At 43.7% G+C, this 18,005-nt stretch carries 18 protein-coding genes and 1 pseudogene; 7 read left to right on the forward strand and 12 right to left on the reverse strand.

The window, feature by feature from the left end; all coding sequences use genetic code 11:
* The 4 genes and pseudogenes from D3222_RS25895 to D3222_RS25900 all read left to right on the forward strand — a co-directional run.
* A pseudogene (locus D3222_RS25895) lies at positions 1-845 on the forward strand (hypothetical protein); the annotation flags it as partial.
* A complete protein-coding gene (locus tag D3222_RS08460; protein ID WP_036846462.1) occupies positions 835-1,035 on the forward strand; it encodes a hypothetical protein in 201 nt (66 codons plus the stop codon). The pseudogene D3222_RS25895 and the gene D3222_RS08460, both read left to right, overlap by 11 nt.
* 315 nt (positions 1,036-1,350) lie before the next feature.
* A complete protein-coding gene (locus tag D3222_RS08465) occupies positions 1,351-1,731 on the forward strand; it encodes a hypothetical protein (RefSeq protein ID WP_118985764.1) in 381 nt (126 codons plus the stop codon).
* 168 nt (positions 1,732-1,899) lie between these two features.
* A complete protein-coding gene (locus tag D3222_RS25900) occupies positions 1,900-2,490 on the forward strand; it encodes an Imm42 family immunity protein (RefSeq protein ID WP_232832450.1) in 591 nt (196 codons plus the stop codon).
* Between the two features lie 352 nt (positions 2,491-2,842).
* Here D3222_RS25900 and D3222_RS25020 read toward each other — a convergent pair whose 3' ends face one another.
* The 12 genes from D3222_RS25020 to D3222_RS08525 all read right to left on the reverse strand — a co-directional run bounded on the left by D3222_RS25020 (position 2,843) and on the right by D3222_RS08525 (position 14,918).
* Positions 2,843-2,980, reverse strand: coding sequence for a hypothetical protein (locus D3222_RS25020; protein ID WP_157975306.1), 138 nt, complete (start codon positions 2,978-2,980; stop codon positions 2,843-2,845).
* A gap of 370 nt (positions 2,981-3,350) precedes the next feature.
* The gene (gene trbB, locus D3222_RS08475; RefSeq protein ID WP_118985844.1) at positions 3,351-4,466 is read right to left on the reverse strand and encodes a P-type conjugative transfer ATPase TrbB; all 1,116 of its coding nucleotides are present in this window, start codon (positions 4,464-4,466) and stop codon (positions 3,351-3,353) included.
* Between the two features lie 41 nt (positions 4,467-4,507).
* Entirely contained in the window at positions 4,508-5,605 is a 1,098-nt protein-coding gene (locus D3222_RS08480) for a type II secretion system F family protein (RefSeq protein WP_118985765.1), read from the reverse strand.
* A 6-nt stretch (positions 5,606-5,611) separates the two neighbouring features.
* Entirely contained in the window at positions 5,612-7,168 is a 1,557-nt protein-coding gene (locus tag D3222_RS08485; RefSeq protein ID WP_118985766.1) for a GspE/PulE family protein, read from the reverse strand.
* Positions 7,169-7,190: 22 nt separating this feature from the next.
* The gene (gene pilP / locus D3222_RS08490) at positions 7,191-7,733 is read right to left on the reverse strand and encodes a type IV pilus biogenesis protein PilP (protein WP_118985767.1); all 543 of its coding nucleotides are present in this window, start codon (positions 7,731-7,733) and stop codon (positions 7,191-7,193) included.
* Positions 7,720-8,988: a type 4b pilus protein PilO2 gene (gene pilO2, locus D3222_RS08495; RefSeq protein WP_232832451.1), complete on the reverse strand. Its 1,269-nt coding sequence runs from the start codon at positions 8,986-8,988 to the stop codon at positions 7,720-7,722. Before pilO2 ends, pilP begins: the two co-directional genes overlap by 14 nt.
* Before the next feature lie 36 nt (positions 8,989-9,024).
* Positions 9,025-10,632, reverse strand: coding sequence for a PilN family type IVB pilus formation outer membrane protein (gene pilN / locus D3222_RS08500; RefSeq protein ID WP_118985769.1), 1,608 nt, complete (start codon positions 10,630-10,632; stop codon positions 9,025-9,027).
* 4 nt (positions 10,633-10,636) lie between these two features.
* On the reverse strand, positions 10,637-10,978 hold the full coding sequence (locus D3222_RS08505; RefSeq protein WP_118985770.1) for a toxin co-regulated pilus biosynthesis Q family protein: 342 nt from the start codon (positions 10,976-10,978) through the stop codon (positions 10,637-10,639).
* 95 nt (positions 10,979-11,073) lie between these two features.
* A complete protein-coding gene (locus D3222_RS08510; protein WP_118985771.1) occupies positions 11,074-11,598 on the reverse strand; it encodes a hypothetical protein in 525 nt (174 codons plus the stop codon).
* A gap of 64 nt (positions 11,599-11,662) precedes the next feature.
* On the reverse strand, positions 11,663-13,249 hold the full coding sequence (gene pilV / locus D3222_RS08515; RefSeq protein ID WP_118985772.1) for a shufflon system plasmid conjugative transfer pilus tip adhesin PilV: 1,587 nt from the start codon (positions 13,247-13,249) through the stop codon (positions 11,663-11,665).
* Between the two features lie 109 nt (positions 13,250-13,358).
* Positions 13,359-14,171 (reverse strand): prepilin peptidase, encoded by an 813-nt coding sequence (locus D3222_RS08520; protein WP_118985773.1) that lies wholly within the window; start codon positions 14,169-14,171, stop codon positions 13,359-13,361.
* 174 nt (positions 14,172-14,345) lie between these two features.
* Positions 14,346-14,918 (reverse strand): type 4 pilus major pilin, encoded by a 573-nt coding sequence (locus tag D3222_RS08525; protein ID WP_118985774.1) that lies wholly within the window; start codon positions 14,916-14,918, stop codon positions 14,346-14,348.
* 1,054 nt (positions 14,919-15,972) lie between these two features.
* On the opposite strand from D3222_RS08525, the gene D3222_RS08530 reads away from it, so the two are divergent.
* The 3 genes from D3222_RS08530 to D3222_RS08540 all read left to right on the forward strand — a co-directional run bounded on the left by D3222_RS08530 (position 15,973) and on the right by D3222_RS08540 (position 17,654).
* Entirely contained in the window at positions 15,973-16,245 is a 273-nt protein-coding gene (locus D3222_RS08530; protein ID WP_232832452.1) for a hypothetical protein, read from the forward strand.
* 279 nt (positions 16,246-16,524) lie between these two features.
* Positions 16,525-16,929 (forward strand): hypothetical protein, encoded by a 405-nt coding sequence (locus D3222_RS08535; RefSeq protein WP_118985775.1) that lies wholly within the window; start codon positions 16,525-16,527, stop codon positions 16,927-16,929.
* A gap of 455 nt (positions 16,930-17,384) precedes the next feature.
* The gene (locus tag D3222_RS08540; RefSeq protein WP_118985776.1) at positions 17,385-17,654 is read left to right on the forward strand and encodes a hypothetical protein; all 270 of its coding nucleotides are present in this window, start codon (positions 17,385-17,387) and stop codon (positions 17,652-17,654) included.
* Positions 17,655-18,005 lie beyond the last annotated feature (351 nt).

Here is an 18,005-nt window from a genome sequence, read left to right on the forward strand (position 1 = left end):
CTAACAGTGGAGCTAATGCCGGAGAAATTGTTATTCTCTTTAACCACCTGAACTCCATGAATGCCTACAATCTGGTCAGAGAGCTCCAGGAAGCCAATAAGCAGGGAACGCCTACCGAAGCAATCTGGAACAAATACACCAAACTGAGCGCTGCGCAACGGGCAGACATGTTATCTGACTGTGCCGGGAACGGTGGATTATGCACACTGACCTATCAGGCCGAAATGGACGGTGGGATAAAAACAGCGGATGCTATTAGTGGCTTAAGATGGATGTTTGACTTATCGGCTGAGGATGCCCATCGTATCAGCCAGTTTGTGACGACAGAAAACCAGAACGATTTAGGGCTGTTATATAACTCGCTGCCCGCCTGGGAAAAAGGTGCGCTGATAGCCAAAGAGGCGGTAGAATCTGCCGGTATTGGTGGTGCTATCGGCAGTAAAGCTTCGGTTGCTTCGATTATTGAAGGAAATAAATCAACTCACATAGGGAAGGGAAGTAATGTACGTACTAATAGTGAATCATCTGTAAGATCAAATAGTCAGGTAACTATTCCTAATTCACGAGTTGGGCATATTTTCCGCAAAGCAGAAGGACACATTGCCGATACACCTGAAAATAGAAAATTAATATTGGATGTTGCAAATGATAAAACGGCTATTTTAGGTGGTGATCGTTATGGTAACAGTTGGTCTGCACGCATGTTGCCGGATGGCACTCAAGCTTGGGTTCAAACTCGTGGAGATACAGTGATAAATGCAGGGATAAATAATCCACCTAAATCATATGACCCTCAGACAGGATTATCTTCACTGAAGCCAAGAGGTAGTAAAAATGGACAATAAGATGATTACAATAGAACAAGCTTACAAAGCTATGTTTTATTTTTTGGAGCATGAATACCAATTGACAAAGTCTGATGATATTGGTTGTTTATTAGGATCAATGGATTGGACGATCTGGGATGATTCAACTGGCCCAGCAGATCCAGCTATGTGGGAAGATTGGCTAGCGGCAGTTAAACGGACTGTATAATAGATTAGATCCCGACCAGAAAGTCGGGCTCTTTCCCCTCTTTGAATCCAGTTGTTTTTACAGTCATTGCGGTGGCTACAGTGATAGCGGGGGACGGAATAAATTACCGCCAGCACCGCCGCTACCATTAGTTCCGTGGCTTATGACGCGACGGCTTTAGCCTAAGCCGGAAAGGGGATCAATTTTACTTAGATGGTAAGCATAAGAACCATTTAGAAGTATTTGATAGTGAAGATAAGTTCAAGTTCGCTCTTAACTTGGATGGGACTATAAACGATGATAAAACTCGTGCAGGAAAGGGAAGGAGGCTGAAAGTTGACTAGAATCAGTTCATTGAACGAATTAAAAGAAGCGTTAGTTAGACTGGCTCGAATCTGTAATATTCCCAAACGTGAATTATATGATGAAGGAAATACAGATTACACACTCAATCTGGATGAGGAACTGAATCTCAGTATCAATCGATTATTGGATGATTTTTCTTTATTACAAAAAGCACTTGATCAGGAAGATATGATCGCTGTCCAAGCTGCTTTAAATCGAGCACGAGCTAACTCAATGGATCTAAGCAATTTTTTCGAGAATATATGTGAAGATATAGAAATGATCGGCTGGACAGATCGGTATAATTGGCCGAAAACTCCCAAAGACTACGAGATCCCAGACCATTATAATTACCCTGAAAATCAGAAATAATAACCACCCCAGCTAAAAGGCTGGGGTTCAACTTATTAACAAGGTGCTGATTTTTAGTCGGTATTTTGCTCCAATAAAAGTTTGCCAGCATGTTAAAGCCATCCAAATTCTTCCTCCAGAAAGGAGCTCTCTTAAGTAACTGATGGCGCTATCGGCGGTAAAACTTCGGTGGCTTCGATTGTTGGGAAACACCGAGGAAGCGCAATACCAGTACGGAAGCCAATAGTCGCTTCTAATGGGCTAACTTATAAATCAAACCCTAAACACACTCTTGGTCAGCAAGGTAATCGACCCAATGCAGGAATTGAGCCTAAGGACTCGGTAAATTTGTTTAGTCACTCTATTTTTTCTATTTCTAAAGAAAAGCAAAGATATTCCGTTGATTCTGAAAAAAATGTTCATCGCTTTTCTTACAGTAATAATGGTACATGGCATTGGTCTGGTAGTACTGGAGATCAAAAAAATCCATTAGACAGACAAGAAATTAGTAACCGAGATGTGCCAGAAGATTTTGAATCATCATATATTTATAAAGCTTCAACAGAGAGTATTGATGATTTTGGTAGTTCTGTATTTGCTGTATCTTACGATGATATTGTTAGAATCATCGGAGCAAAACGACGTATCTTGAGATATGATAATAATGGTTGTGGCTACTGGGAAGATATTCCTAAACCCGATTTCTATGAAACAAAACTTTATAAATATGAAGTTAAAGAAATAATTGCCAATATAAAAAAATATTATATGTCATTGTAATATACCTAATAGATTTCGAGTTGCAGCGCGGCGGCAAGTGAACGAATCCCCAGGAGCATAGATAACTATGTGACAGAGGTGAGTGAAAGTCGCCAACAAAGCAGCAGCTTGAAAGATGAAGGGTATAGTTAATCCTGTAAAAGGTTTTAATATAATCTCATATTCTTGTTATTAGATTAACGCTGTCATTTCGTCACTTCATTTATCAGCTTAAAACTCGTTTTTCCTGACATTTTCTCTTCCAATATCAATATAGCATTGCGTTTTTTACCCGCTTTAAACAATCTTTAATCAGGGCCTTTTACCTTTAATGATTAAATTTTTACTGGCCTTTTCATCGTGGGAGTTCGTCCTAACCCAATTGCCAGAGACCATCACGTGAAAACCGAGAGATATTAATGGCAAAATTGAACTGGGAAATGCCAAAGCCAAAACGGATTTTAATCTCAGTGCCAAAGAAACTCATATTGCCCCTAATATCAATAAACATGTTCGTATTCCCTTAAATAATTCATTCAGTGTTTTCCCTCCCTGAGTTTTTCGGGGACGATGATTTAATCGGTTTACCACAAAGGTATGGAGATACCCGCTTATTTATCGCAGATACTTTGTGATGAACTCACCAGCCAAAGGTTGACCAACTTAAAAATATTTCCCAGATAGAACACCCAAGACACCGTAGCAGACTCAGCTTTCTTCTCATAATAACTATACCCTATGGATTTCAAGATGCATCGCGACGGCAAGAGAGCGAATCCCCGGGAGCATAGATAACTATGTGACCGGGGTGAGTGAGTGCAGCCAACAAAGAGGCAACTTGAAAGATGACGGGTATATCAGGATCATTTGTAACACCACCTTCAAATACGTGGTTTGAATTCACAATACCCATTACTTTGTAAGCACAAAACATTCATGTTATAACGATCACTCATAAACCCGGAAACTTCACAAATTTCTGTCACCCTTCTTCCCGGTTCCATTGCGATCTTTTCTATTACCACCACCAGATTCACACTTTTGGCAATCATCCAACCGAGAGTATCGGGAGTAAAGCCCTGTGCCGCCCCATCTTCATAAATGTAATGCGCCAGTTTTTGCAGCCCCTCTTCGGATGAGTTAGCATGCATGGTTGCTACTCCTCCAGGATGGCCAGAATTCCAGCTCTTGAGCAAAGTATAAGCTTCACCACCGCGAATCTCCCCCACCACAATCCGGTCTGGACGCAAACGCATGGTCGTTCGCAGTAAACGACGCATATCCACATCCTTACTCGTGCGTAACAGCGCCCGATTAGCATTGTTAAGCTGTAATTCCATCGTATCCTCAATCGCCACGATACGGTCACGCGGGCATTGCTGGCTAATCTCGTACAAAATAGTATTAGCCAGCGTCGTTTTCCCACTGCCGGTACCCCCAACGATTAGAATATTCTTACGCATAACCACGGCTTCACGAATTGCTTCAATTGGGTGTTCAAAACTGCGTTTATAGCTCGCTATTCCAGATGCCAACCGCATAGCGGTAGCGCCTATCGGCTTAATAATGCCGCTTTTGCGGTAATCAGACAGCGATAAGATAACGGGAGAATGTTTACGAATAGCAAGAATGGGCGCATTTGCCAGCGGAGGCAGGACACCGGCTATTCGAGCACTACCCAACGGAAATTCACCTTCAATCAGACCCACATCAACGCCAACATCTGACTTTTGCAATGCAGCCGAAATCAGTAAAATTCGCTCTGCCACATCTGCCGGAAAATCAGATTGTGCTTCATTCATTCCTTGGTTATGCAATTCAATCCACAGTTTTCCATCAGGATTAATCATGATTTCCACCACGTCTTTGTCATCAAGCGCTCGGAGGATAATCGGCCCGCAAGCTGTTCTCAGCTCATTCAACACGTTCTCACGACATACGCCGCCTGTTCCTTGAATTTCACTCGTTCCAGCTTCAATGTTCTGCCTGATTTTCATCGTTAATCCCAACATTAAGTATTGCCTATTGGATTTCACCGCTAAACAGATGGCATAGATAACGACTGTTCAATAGCGTTTTCAATGCCCGATACCGCCGTAACCACCAGCATCAACATGCCACCAATCATCAGGATTGAAGCCAACAGGAATCCACGCGTCACTATCTGAACCTTAACGATCGTTTCATCCAACCAGTGCCGGGCAAACTTCGCCATTGATTGATCAAAACCCTGCAATCGTGACAATAACCTCAGATAACTGATCGCTTCGTCATCTGGGAAACGGTAACCGGTATCGCGCAATGCCTCACCAAAGCCAGCCCCCATTGAAATATGTTCGAGCGTAGCCGCGATACGCACATACAGCCAGCGGGAACCCGCCTGTTCCAGCAGCAGTTCCAGCGCCGATTGCAACATCATCCCTGAACGGATCAGCAACGACACATTCAGTATGAACATACTGCCATGAATAGTTCTGTACAGTGACCACGGCGGAAACCGGTCAAGCACCGTTCGTAGCCGACCTCCCAAAAAAGATAGCGATAACAACAGTAAAATGATCAATATCGCCAGCAATATCAGCGAATAAAATCCATAATCGTTGACAAATGTTCCCATCAAATAAAGGGTATAAGCCGCACCATCCCATGTTTCCGGCTTAGAAACAGCAGCCAGTTTAGGTACCAAACTACCTGCCACGATATGCAGCAATACACATATCATCCCGATGAGTATGAGTGGATAAATAGATGTACCAATGACAGCACTACGGATCTTGCTACCCGCTTCGATCATAGCGATCGCATCCATAAAAGCGCTACGTATGTCGCCGGAACGTTCACCCGCGGCAATCACCGCGACTTCATTTGGGCCAATCCATCGCCGTAAACTCTCTGCCAAAGTACTGCCCTGACTGACAGATTCATAGCAACTCCTTAACACCAATGCACAACCATTGTTGGGTTTATGGCCTTCGTTGCTGGCAATATTATACATTTCGCGTAATGCATCAATCAGCATGATACGATTTTCCAGCATCATGATCAGATGCCCGTAAAAACGAATCCGCGCTTTCTTACCAAACTGGATCTTCGCTAATCGATAGCTCAGTCTTTCAACAAAATCGGTCATGGACATAGCGTTTCACTCTATTTGATGGATCGCGGGAATAATCGGCCCCATCACACGTTCCGCAGCACGGGGATCGATTATTCCGTCATTTATTTTGCAAATAAGTGCGTCGATCTTGCTTAATCCCGCCATCTCCGAGATCCAATATCGAGTCGCTTCATGATGGTGACCCATTCGATAAGCTTGCATTAAGCCAGGAGAAGTGCGTATCACTTCAGCGACGACTGTTCGGCCCAAGGTGCCACACTGTTTGCAATAGTCACAACCTTCCCCCTGTAGACAAACCGACTCCGGCTGACAATACAGATTTAGTCGTTTCAACAGACGCTCGGAGACTTCTTGCTCATGCCCTTGCAGGGGAACTTTACAATGAGGACATAACACCTGAATCAGCGATTGACTGACCAAACCAATCACCAGCCGCGAATCCATCAATAACGACTCCATCACCGCCTCATCCTGCAAACGGGGCAAGATCGCTAAAGCATCGTTTGCATGTATCGTGGTCCAAATAAGATGACCCGTCATTGCTGCACGAAATGCCATCTTTGCCGTCACCGCGTCGCGTATCTCACCGACCATAATCACATCGGGATCAAGTCGCATTGCATCAGCAATTGCCATCGCCCATTCTTGTTCGACAACAATGCTATCACTTCGATCTCCGGTTATGGGAGATTGATTGGCGCCTTCAATTTCATATTCGGGGGGATCTTCAAGCGTGAGCAGATGGATGCCAGCTTGCTCGGCTATCATCTTCTGCATCACGATCTTCAAGGTCGTGCTCTTGCCGCTACCGGTCGCACCAGACAAGAGGACCACCCCGGCCCGATGGTCCATAAGTTCTTCCAGTATCTGGCACTGTTCCGGCAAATAGCCGAGATCGCTTAAGGTGCACACCGTGCCAGGGCTATCCGCATACAACAATCGCAGCACCATCAACATGCCACGATCGAGCGGACGGGTATTAATACGCGCCCCGGAAAGTCCACACTCGGCCAGAAACTCATCCTTCATTCGCGCACGTTGTGCCTGCATCGGTTTAAAAGTCGGCTCTGCCACGTCACACATACTTTGATAGATAGTCGCGCATAATCGCAACCCTTCTTCCGGCCGCAGTTGTCCTATTGACCGCAGATAACCATCGATACGGCAACGGATTTCACAATAATTACGGCGAGCAACAATATGCAAATCCGACGCACGTTCCTCAGTCGCTTCGCCGATTAAGCGAATGATATAACGCTGAACATCCGATTCAGTCCCTCCCAGTCCATGACTCTCACTCTTACTGAGACGGTACAATTCCAATATGCTCCCCATGCCACAAGTGACAGTCTGATAGACAAAGCCATGTCTTTTAACCGTCTCTTCATAGGCCAGCACATGGGGATCAAGCCGATGGGAGGCAGACACGGCAAGTACGCATTGCCCCTTCTGCCGAGGTAACTCAACAAGACATATCAAACTGCGGTTAGCTAACTCTATTTCAAGTACACCGCTCAAGGCAGATAAAACTTTCGCACCCTGCCTGACCATACACAACAGATCGGAGCATGTTATTCCCATAAATATCTCCCCCCATCAGTCATTAACGGCTTAACGGCAGCGGCGGTGCAACCATCAAGTCAAGGCTATCCAGCAACGATGCATCATTAGTAGCAGTAAGACCTACCTCATAGAATCGCCCCTGTTTAGAGAAAGTCACTCCCCCGGTATCAATGCGGACCACTGTATAACCATTCGGCAACTGTTCACCTGCTTTCACATCCATGATGCCACCTGAACGAAGCCGAAGCGTAGCGGTCAGAACCCCATTGCGCCCGAAGATTGACTTAACCAGAGGCAGGCCATTATTAACGGCTCCTCTTTTATTCACCATTCTGGAAATTTTATCGAATTCAGCCTGAGCATTTGCCCTTGCGGTTTCAGCTTTAAGTAACATCAAATCCGTCTGTAACTTTTCCAGTTGCGCGGCAACGCTGTCAGTCGTTACCGTTGGCGATGCAGGCTTCCGTGCAATATGGTGCTTCGCCTGAGTTGCCGGTAACTCAGTAGATGATGTTTGCGCATATGTCAGGGAAAATACCGACACCACAAATAGACTGATTATAAGCTGGCTAATTTTTTGCATAGAAAACCCCACTCAGCTTCCATTCAGGAAAACCATCAGATAGCACAATTCTGGCACTGGTCACTCTCAATCCGGGGAGTGGCTTACCTGAAAACAGTGCATCTGGAGATAATTGAGAAGTCAGCGTCCAGTTATAAGTCTGCCAATCAGGATTGGCCCACACGCGAGTTTCGCCTTCCGGCAAAGGGGGCGGAGGCGGCGGCAAAACGGAAGCGCCCTCAGTCAAAGTTGGAGGTGGCAAACCTAGCGCCTGAAAATAAGAGATCAATTCAACCAACGCCTGATCGGACGACTGCAATACATCATCATTATCCGCCTGATCCTCACTCTGCAACTGCTCAAACGGTATCAATACTTGTGCCTGTTCCCCACCATTGGAAATCACCGGACCCGCCCGGAAAATATTGATAGCAGCAACCTGGAAAATATTGATCGGCATCCCATCATGACGCTGATAACTCACAGAAACCGCATTAGCATCCAGCATAACGAATTCAATCCGCCAACCCGCGAGCGATAAGGGAACCTTGGCTAAAGCTTTATTCCATGCAGAAAACTGCCATTCCATTGTTGGCTGCGCCAGCCACGGATGCGGAGGTGGAACTTCCACCACCTCATTGGATAAATTCGGTACCTTTATTTCTGTATTCTGCTTATAGATGTGCCACATCCACCAACCGCCAGCTAACAAGAACGCAGTACCCGCAGTCATGGCAAAGACCTTAATCTGGTACTTCGACATTTCGCCAGTCAAACTCTCAAGCTGACCAATAGATTTTCTCAATGCGGACTGCGGTAACAGTTGCACCAATGGTACCTCCAACCACGGCGATTCAAACTCCTTCGGCGCATAAATCGCATTCCACACCCCATTGGCGCCCTCTACCAACTGCACCGTATCACGCAATTTCGCTTCGATTTCTTCACGAGTGCCGATCAAATCACGTCCAGCCATTATCGCGCCCTGATGTACCGCGACCAATGCATAATGTCCATCAGGCAAATGAAACGCACCTATCCAGTTAGGTTTATCCACCGCTTTAGCAAGAACAGCCGCCAATGAATAACAACCCGGTACTCCTGCCTCCTTTGGTACATACCCGACCTGTATACTTCGTCCAACACGATGCCGGACAACCAAGGTAAACCCTGCGGCAATCCCATTCCTACGGATGTGAGAACGTGTTAACACAGTGACAGGCGGTCGCCAGATGATGCCTGCGACCAAAGTCTTACCATATAGTTTGATTTGCATAGCGCGCTCCGCGCCTGTTTCAGTCTGGGCCATTTTTCAATCTACCACTATAGGAGTAATCATGACTACGATCACATTATGGTTTCTGCTGCCCTGACGGCTCCCCCCCAAGAATTGATTATCCGGGCTACCCAAACCACTCCGTTCACTGGTATCCGACTGTTGCTCGAACCCTGATAGCACCAGCGTTTCACCTGAATGTAGTCTCACCTTCTGACTGAATGCGCGTAAATCTATTGTCGGCAACTGCACCTGACCGGTCTCTTCCTTGCCAAATTTCTCCAGCCTCTTTAAATCACTCAAGCTAATGTTGTACTGCAACAAGATTTGCTTGTCGGCCATTGCATAAGGCAGCATCAACATATTAAAACCCGTCGTCACTGTCGCTGGCTCGATCCCTTGTGAAATGCCCACTTGTGGTGTTGAGGTACTAGAAACCGATGAAACATAACCCGTCTGCGTGGCAACCTGCATCGGTACCGCTTGCAAATTCAGGGTAGTCACAGAAGGTTGAGTCACTATAGAGACTTTACCTTGGGTCGATAACGCCTTGATCAGTAAATTACTGTCACTAAATGGCCCCTTAAGAATATGAATATTGGTACTGATATCACGCCCATCAGTGACACCACTGCCCGCACCACCCACTCCGATATGAGCGCTTTTATAGGCCAATGACCAATCAACGCCATACTGATCAGCCCTATCGAACGTCAGGTTAAGGATCTTGACATTAAGCACCACCTGCGTTGTCAATAATTTGTTCTGCTGATCAATATAATCCTTAATTCTATCGAGTACTTCAGGTGAGTCGGTTACCACCAATGATGCCGTCGCCATAGATAAAGTTAACTTACCTTCGCCAGACGTTAGCATATTCGACACCGTTTTTTGGATCTCATCCATAACCGAACGGGTCAAAGAAGTCGCGAGAGTTTGGGAACTACCGCTATTACCGCTGTCGCTTCCATTTAAGCCACCGCCGAACGTTGCACTGGTTGTCGCTGTCACGCTGGAAGACAATGCATCCGTACCCGGCAATGCATATATTTGAAACACTCGCGTCTCTGTTTTGAAAATATGCACTGCTCCATTGTGTACTTTCCAATGCAATCCTGACGACAAAATGACCGAATCAAGCAAACCTGCCAAGGAACCATGCCAATTCACATTTATTCTCATCTCTTCTGGCGCACCACCTTCAGACACTGACTGCGCGTTTGAATTGACAACAACCTCCTCCTGACCATTTTCTTTCTCCTCCGATGCCGGCGCCGAACTGGAAGACACGGCAAACCGCGCATCAGCACTGATCTGCACCGGCACGCCACAGATGCGCTTGATCTTTTCTGCAAACTGACTCAGCGTCATCGGCTCGGCTTCCTCCAGAGTCAACATGCAGGAAACCGTTTCACCCTCCTTCTTTGATGGAATCTCCTTAGTTGATACCCAATAACCATGCTCGTGAACATGCACTGCCGTCATGGCGGCAGTATTGCGTAACTCCTTAATAATACTGGCAGCATTTGCCATCTCAGTATCTGCCTGCCGATCAACATTAGAGATTGCCGCACAACCTGCCAGGCCAGTCGCTATACAGGGCAGCAATATCAATCTGGAAAACGTCAAAAACTGGATATGCATGTTATTACCCCTGAGCCTGTACATGAACAAGCCGCTGTTCCTGATAAATATCGACAACGAAAGGACGATTCGCCATCTCGTAGGCTTCGAACAGCTCGCTTACCGCATGGATAAACGTGCCATTAAAACGCAGACTAGCTCGGATAGGGAAATCATAGGAAGCATCCCATACCACTTGGTAGCCAGACCTACTGGCCCATTCTTGTGTAACATCACGCAGAGTTTGCCCTGGAGTTGCTGTCCACACCGCCGCCACAGGAACGGATGTACGCATCGATGTTGCATAAACGGCAACACTTGACATACAGACAAGTACCGTAAAAACATATGTGATTATTTTGTTCATCGATCTTTCCAAAAAGAAAAAAAGTAAGCCAAACAAACCATTAACAAATTAACAAAGCCCAATGACCCGAAGAAAGCCCGCTTGCGAAACAACAACTACAATATTTCCACCAGCGCTCCGTCAGATACAAACTTCCGCACATCATTCGGTAATTGTCTGGCAAGCAGACTCTCTACCCGTTTTCCTCTACCGTCGATAAGTCTGGAACCCTGCTTAAAACCAATCTGATCGGGTTCAGCACTCCATTTAAGCAATTCTCCAAAAGCGCCATGCAACAACCCATTGTCGCCGGAGAGGCTATTTTTGCGGAAAATATAGACATGCGCCCCTGAAATAAATCCCCCCCAGAGACACTGGCTGGCAACGTTGTCACACCAGGCATCGGTGTTCACCCACGTCATATGTAGAGTGGTCAGTGCCTGCTGCATCTTGCGACTCCTGATCACGCCAACGGAATGCTTATTAAGCAATTGCACACCGGCTGAAGCATAGCTACGAAACAGTGCGGCTACATCAGTCTTGGCGCGCACTGACTGCACACGCACTTCATACAACAACTCACCAAAAATCAGTTGCATGATAAATACGACGGCAATCCCAACAATCGCTAATGGCCACATTTATGTTCTCCTATTACTCTAGATTGGTTAATGCCAAATCATCAGATGCACAAGATGCTGCTCATCAGTGATGACTTCTCAAAATATGGGACCTGTTGTTAGAAGAATGGAACACACTGGCAATATTATATTTGCGATGTGGTCCAGCAATGAATGTCACTATGCAAGTTCTCGTATTCCGTCGATTTACATTGGAACTGGCTTCTGGATAATCCACCACTCCAGATCGTTGAAAAACAAGCGGTACATCAGATTCCTGGTTGTTACCATGTTTATCCGCTTCATACACCGCCAACACGCAACGCATACGATAGTTATTAGCAATCGGAGGTGTAGAAACGGTGACTAACACAGGGGCATTTGAATTATTAAAAAAAGGCTGACTCCGACTGTTTGCTTTACCGCCACCGTTAACATAATAGGTCTCTCTCTCACTTGTTATCCCTGACGACATCCCCGATGCAAGCCGATAGCCATTGCTAATTACCGTTTGATTTGCCAATAACCGCCTGCTTCCACTCGCATCTCTCCATTCCAAATCTGACTTATCAACATTAATTCCCTGACACACCAGCAGTTCCCCCTGCTTGCTCATGGACAGGTTACCTAACGCTGGGCACTTGCCGCCGACAAGATTTCCAGTTTGAGTGTTTATTACTAAGTTATGACCAACAACGACATCATTATCCGCATGAATATCACCGGCAGCCAAAGTCCCTTTATTATCGGGATTGGCATTACCATCAAGGATAAACAACGTGCCATGCTCTGGATTGACAACCACTTCACCATCGCTATTTTGTTCAATATAGGAGGATTTTCCCTGAGAGCGGGAAGAGAAGGCGATCTTATTCACACCATTAACCATGCCAGGGCCTTGCATCGACAGCGTATCCACCTGATCGAGACCATGACCGCCCATGTTGATGCTAGTTTCCATCCTATTCCACTCTGGATGCCCGCCTATTTTTTGTCGATGAAGCAAGTCACCCGCCAATGTCCCTGGGCCATAGATTGACGCATCCCGCATGAACGGAGCATAAAAAATACGGCCAATTTCCTTGGGTTGTTCATTGAAAAAACCAGCAAAAGATCCAGGCGCATTGACCTGACCATAACTATTCCAATAAGTGGCCGGATTACGATGATCCCGATTTCCGTAATCCAGATACAGGCCACCAACCCCAATCAATTGCGCAATCCTCATCGAATGTTTAGCAACATTTGGCTGTTTTCCATTAGCCACTACCGGAACGGTATAAATCAACGGATCAATCCGTTTTTTGCCATTAGGCAGCATGACAACACGTAATACGCCATCATATTTCTGACCCAGCGGATTGACCGTATTCTGGTCAAGCCCCGGCGGTAAATAGGGGGTTATCTCTGCCCAATTAATTGGTGCTGGAGTGGGCCCATGACTTAAAGCGACATAATTGTCATTAACATAATCCACCACCGCATCACCAAGATGTTGGATCTGCCCGGCGACTACTTGATTCACCAGCATGTCACTCTGTCTGTTTAGATAAACCACACCAACCACCATCATTGATGCCAGTACTATCAGTGCAACAGTCACTTCCAGCAAAGTGAAACCTGCATCATGGCGGCTTATCATCAATATAGATACAGACTCATCATCATGCATAAATAGTCCTTCTTAATAATAAGTAAGAAAATCTATTCCATCCGATAAACTATTTACCCCAAAAGCGATCCCGCCCAAGGGGACTTCACCGCGGCCTACTCATGCCTGGCTACCTATTGAAAAGCGCCATAATCAATCCAGCGACTGCCAGACCTGGGCCGAAAGGTATCTGTGGCGCCGTTTTCATTCTGCATAGTCGCCAAATCGTCAGATAACTTATTAGTGTGAAACTTGCTGCAAGCAAAATCATTAATGGGAGCGCTTCCACTCCCAACCAGGCGCCAAGCGCTGCCAGAAATTTAGCATCTCCCATTCCCAATGCGTCACGCTGGACCCATTGCCGGGCAATCCACGCCACCAGCCTGAAAAACAGATATCCACAAACCGCGCCACTGACGGCCAAAGGTAATGCCACAAATCCGGCGGAATACAGATTGAACAGCAACCCTAGCCACAGCAAAGAAAGTGTCAGTTGATCAGGTAGCAGCATATGTTCGAAATCAATGACGGCCAGTGCGATCAACATCGAACTCAGCACCAATAACCCTAACAACGAGTAACTCCAACCCAGATCCAAAGCCAGTAAAGAAAAGAGTACCGCTACCGCGCCTTCAACCAGTGGATAGCGTATAGAAATCGTGCCGTTACAGTATCGACAGAGCCCTTTCTGGTACCAATAACTCAACAGGGGAATGTTATCGCGAGCCGCTAACACGTGGCTGCAACGTGGACAATGGGAACGGGGAAAATAGAGATTAAAGTCGGCAGCCTCGCTATTGATTTCAGAGTCATTGATTTCAGAGAAAAGCATCATCGGCAAGCGGCAGATCACCACATTAAGAAAACTTCCGACACACAGCCCTAGCAACCCTGACGCCAGGACCAAACACCCGGTAGAAGATTGCAGCCACCCTATCATCATGATGATCTCCCGGCAGATTCAGCACACAGCGAACCACATTAAATGAGGGAAACAACAACAAAACCAGAGAAACCGGCGACTTCCCTCACCAAGAAAATGCAGCTTGAGAAGCCTTCACCAAGCCTGCCAAGCCACATACCACATCAAAACAATCCATGTTCTAAAATCAATGTCCTAACTGGCGGAAACAAACGTCACGGTATTTGCATCATTGGCATTACATGCCGATTCAATTTGTGCCAAAGTCGAATCTGGTTTAATTTCTATACCAGATTGCTGCCCTTTCCCACTTCCACCACCCACGGTCATTTTCGACCAACCCGCAACCCGCAATTTCAGCGAAAGTTGCTGGCAAGCCTCATCAGGCACATTTTGATACTCAATCTTAAAGGTCTGAGCAGTGGCATCTCCCGGAGAAATGATGACTTTGCCATTCCAACTATTAAAAATAATCCCGGCCTTACCATCCTGAGTCATATTGGCGGGAACGACTTTGTAATTAATGGCAATCTTGTTATCCAAACTGTCATAGCCTTTGGCGCCATTTTTAATTGACTTCAAATTTGCGGCCATCTGAGTAATATTCGACGATTCGGTTGAGATTTCCGAAGCCCGAAATAACTTACCAATCCCGGCTGCGGCGGCTGCCAATATCACAATACCAACAATCATCACAACCAATGCTTCAATCAGCGTAAAACCTGATTGACGCCTGGCGCCACGCAGTACATTGACTTTCTTATTCATGCTAATCACTCCAAAATCAAAATAAGAGACGCATTACCACTCACATACTCACCAAATGAAATAAAATATTAACGCAATAATAACATACATAAAAATATTTAAAATACTTTAATATTTCAAACTGAAACCAATGCTATAGGTTACAATTTGAAAAATAAAATTGTTTAAAACGTTCAAAAATCATACAAATGATCGTTAAAAACTATCAAAAATTTTAATTTCCATCGTGAATATCGATTAAAACTGATGATATAGCCTATTAAAAAATCAATGAATTTTATTCTGTCAATTAGCTGAAAATAATAATAAATAAATATTTCTTATATATAAAATTAACTTGTTGTTAAGACTTACTGTTGTACCGAGCCTGTCACAGATCACATTTTTGTAAAAATGGGGTATGCAAAACTGCTTTTTACTAAGGAAAAACACCTTTCATTAACCAAGGTTTTTTTAAATGCCGACAGCGAATTCTTGCTCGCTATCTATTGAGAAAGGAATAGGGAATTAAATACTCAATTAAAGCAAAATAATACCAACCTCATCTTTTAAATAACAGAAGGAAATACACATAATGATCATAAGTTGATCAGATAAAGATATATAATTAAGTCGTTAATCCAGCTAAATAGAAAATAACTCTATTAATTACCCTGCATGAATTACAAAAACAATATAAATATGTAGATATGTAACATCATTAATAAATTCATCTTGCGCTCCCTATTAATTAATGATAATCATAAAAAAATTATATGTATACCTTATCATCTATAATTTCACTATTTAACTACAAGTGATTTAAATAAATCACTAAACAAATATTTGTCATGGATAATAACCTTTTAAGTTCAGGTTGTTGCGGTAGCTATACCCATAATTCATGACTAATAAAAATAGTTAGCCAGGGAAATACGGCAATCCCAGTTTTTATTGGTCGTTTCTCACCGAAAAAAACCAGCGCAACGCCACAAGCCACACACATTTAATCGTCTGCCCTGAACAAGATTCTGATTACCAGAGCAAAATATATAACAATCTGACACCTTCATTATTGAATGATGGCTATTTCCTTATCGCTGACAATCAGGATAAAACATCCGCTATCAGCGCTAACGTACCTTCACAAACTGCAACCTATTATCCCGCAGTAAAAATTCAAGCAGAAAAGAGTGCGACAACCATTTCAGGTTATGAAGATGCAACAACAAAACCAGATGCAGTCAAAAATCTGACGCAACTCAAAGAGAAAAATAAAAATGCCTACCAGAAAGTCGTTGATGTAATTCCGCCTTATTATTTATTAGCCTTTATTATGAAACTTTAACTCCATTCCACGAATATAGATTTAAATTATCTATTAATTAATAACCAGAGAGGAGCTTGTCTCCTCGAAATAGCTTTACAAAATAGTCAATCACATTGAAGGAACTCAATCTGGTTTTTAAGGTAGCAATGTCCCGAAATCCTCATAACCATACCTCTTTAATAAATTTACCCGCTCTTAATTAATCAAACCGAAGAAGGACAGAAATAACTTGCATAAAATAACTTATTTTGGTAGCTATAATTGAGAATACTAATGTCAACAATGAGGGCAAACTGAATGACTAAATTAATTCTTATACTGTCTACTGTTCTTAGTCTTACAGGATGCGTTTTACAGAAACAACCACTTTCTCTTGATTACATCGCAGGTAATGAAACATTTCATTTATCCAAACCTTGTATAGAACAAGCTCTTCCTGTAGGAGAAGTCGGTGATGATTTAGCTGTGAATGCCAATAACATTTTTATTAAGGTTAAGAAAGGACTGAATTGTAGTGACCGGTTCAAACTTTTTTTAGCAAGAAACTTAGGGAAAGAGTTGTTTATTTACTTTGACGGTAAGCCAGTCATAAAAACCAGACTTGTTTCTATGATTCATCCAGAAGAAGGCTTCCATCAAGCAGTAGAATCGAAATCATTGTCAGATGAAATTCTTAGAGCCTTGAATTATCGGAAACTGTGAAACTAGCAAAAGTACAGTACTGAGTAACCAGAAAATTAATGGTAAGAAATTGGCTGGAGATGCCAGTTTAATTGCCGGGAATATGGGAAAATTAGTGAACATTGCCTTTAGACGTTCGAGTCCTAATGCCAAAGGATTTGGTGTGGAACATCAACCAGAGAGAGTTACAGGAAAGGATGGAAGATGGCGAACAACAACTATATAAGGGATAATTGTGTCGCTATTGGTTACTAAACAATGTAGTAAGTCTCGATAACTATTCGAATCTGTTATTGTCTTACTGATTGTGATTGACGCTATAAGTTTCACTTGATTGGTAGACATGAAGCTTCGTTATTAATATTCAATTAGAGGAAGAAAAAATTATGGCAATACCAGCTTATCGCTGAATTAAGTACAATGATACCTATTCCTAGCTCATCACTCAAAGCATATGGAACAATCAAAGTGAACTGATGAAGAAAACTTTATCTTTTATAAAATACATCATAGCGGCTTCTGTGATTTTCATTATAACGATGAAAATAATAGATATGATAACGCCGACTAGCTTCATTACATCATTCGCCAGTTTTTGGGGAATATATGGCATTGAGAATGTTATGGATTTATATCTAGATACATCAGCAATGCTATCAAAAACATATGAAAAAGAGGAAAAAGTAGAATGTAAAAATAAAATCCGGCTAGTCTGGTTTTATTATCAACTTAAAATCAGCCATTAAATGGTATTATGTGCAAACAACTTAACCATTAATGTCTGGTTTTACATTAGTTTCAATATCAAGTAAAGAATAAGATGTAGTCATGTGATTACCGAGGGAGACTGACTGTTCCTGTCGGGTATTTTCCATTTATTAACAATCCTGAATTCGATGATAGAAATATTTTTGATATTACATCACGAATATCACCCATGACAACACCGTTATCCCAGCAGGAGATACAAACTCGTATTGCTTCCGGCAATAAAAGAAGAAATAAAAAAAGCAAATAATCCTATTATTGAGGAATAGCATAATAGTGTACAGACTCACTGACAGAAGATAGAGCATTTTTACGCTCTCATTTTTTCA

Origin of the sequence: Photorhabdus sp. CRCIA-P01 (assembly GCF_003545805.1) — a bacterium.
Taxonomy (GTDB): domain Bacteria; phylum Pseudomonadota; class Gammaproteobacteria; order Enterobacterales; family Enterobacteriaceae; genus Photorhabdus; species Photorhabdus antumapuensis.

Coding starts and splice junctions, on each gene's coding strand:
- D3222_RS08525 (WP_118985774.1), bottom strand. CDS start 14,918: ATGAATAAGAAAGTCAATGTACTGCGTGGCGCCAGGCGTCAATCAGGT.
- pilO2 (WP_232832451.1), bottom strand. CDS start 8,988: ATGCAAATCAAACTATATGGTAAGACTTTGGTCGCAGGCATCATCTGG.
- D3222_RS08540 (WP_118985776.1), top strand. CDS start 17,385: ATGAAGAAAACTTTATCTTTTATAAAATACATCATAGCGGCTTCTGTG.
- D3222_RS08505 (WP_118985770.1), bottom strand. CDS start 10,978: ATGAACAAAATAATCACATATGTTTTTACGGTACTTGTCTGTATGTCA.
- D3222_RS08460 (WP_036846462.1), top strand. CDS start 835: ATGGACAATAAGATGATTACAATAGAACAAGCTTACAAAGCTATGTTT.
- D3222_RS08535 (WP_118985775.1), top strand. CDS start 16,525: ATGACTAAATTAATTCTTATACTGTCTACTGTTCTTAGTCTTACAGGA.
- pilN (WP_118985769.1), bottom strand. CDS start 10,632: ATGCATATCCAGTTTTTGACGTTTTCCAGATTGATATTGCTGCCCTGT.
- D3222_RS08480 (WP_118985765.1), bottom strand. CDS start 5,605: ATGTCCATGACCGATTTTGTTGAAAGACTGAGCTATCGATTAGCGAAG.
- D3222_RS08520 (WP_118985773.1), bottom strand. CDS start 14,171: ATGATGATAGGGTGGCTGCAATCTTCTACCGGGTGTTTGGTCCTGGCG.
- D3222_RS08485 (WP_118985766.1), bottom strand. CDS start 7,168: ATGGGAATAACATGCTCCGATCTGTTGTGTATGGTCAGGCAGGGTGCG.
- trbB (WP_118985844.1), bottom strand. CDS start 4,466: ATGAAAATCAGGCAGAACATTGAAGCTGGAACGAGTGAAATTCAAGGA.
- D3222_RS25020 (WP_157975306.1), bottom strand. CDS start 2,980: ATGTTTATTGATATTAGGGGCAATATGAGTTTCTTTGGCACTGAGATT.
- pilP (WP_118985767.1), bottom strand. CDS start 7,733: ATGCAAAAAATTAGCCAGCTTATAATCAGTCTATTTGTGGTGTCGGTA.
- pilV (WP_118985772.1), bottom strand. CDS start 13,249: ATGCATGATGATGAGTCTGTATCTATATTGATGATAAGCCGCCATGAT.
- D3222_RS08510 (WP_118985771.1), bottom strand. CDS start 11,598: ATGTGGCCATTAGCGATTGTTGGGATTGCCGTCGTATTTATCATGCAA.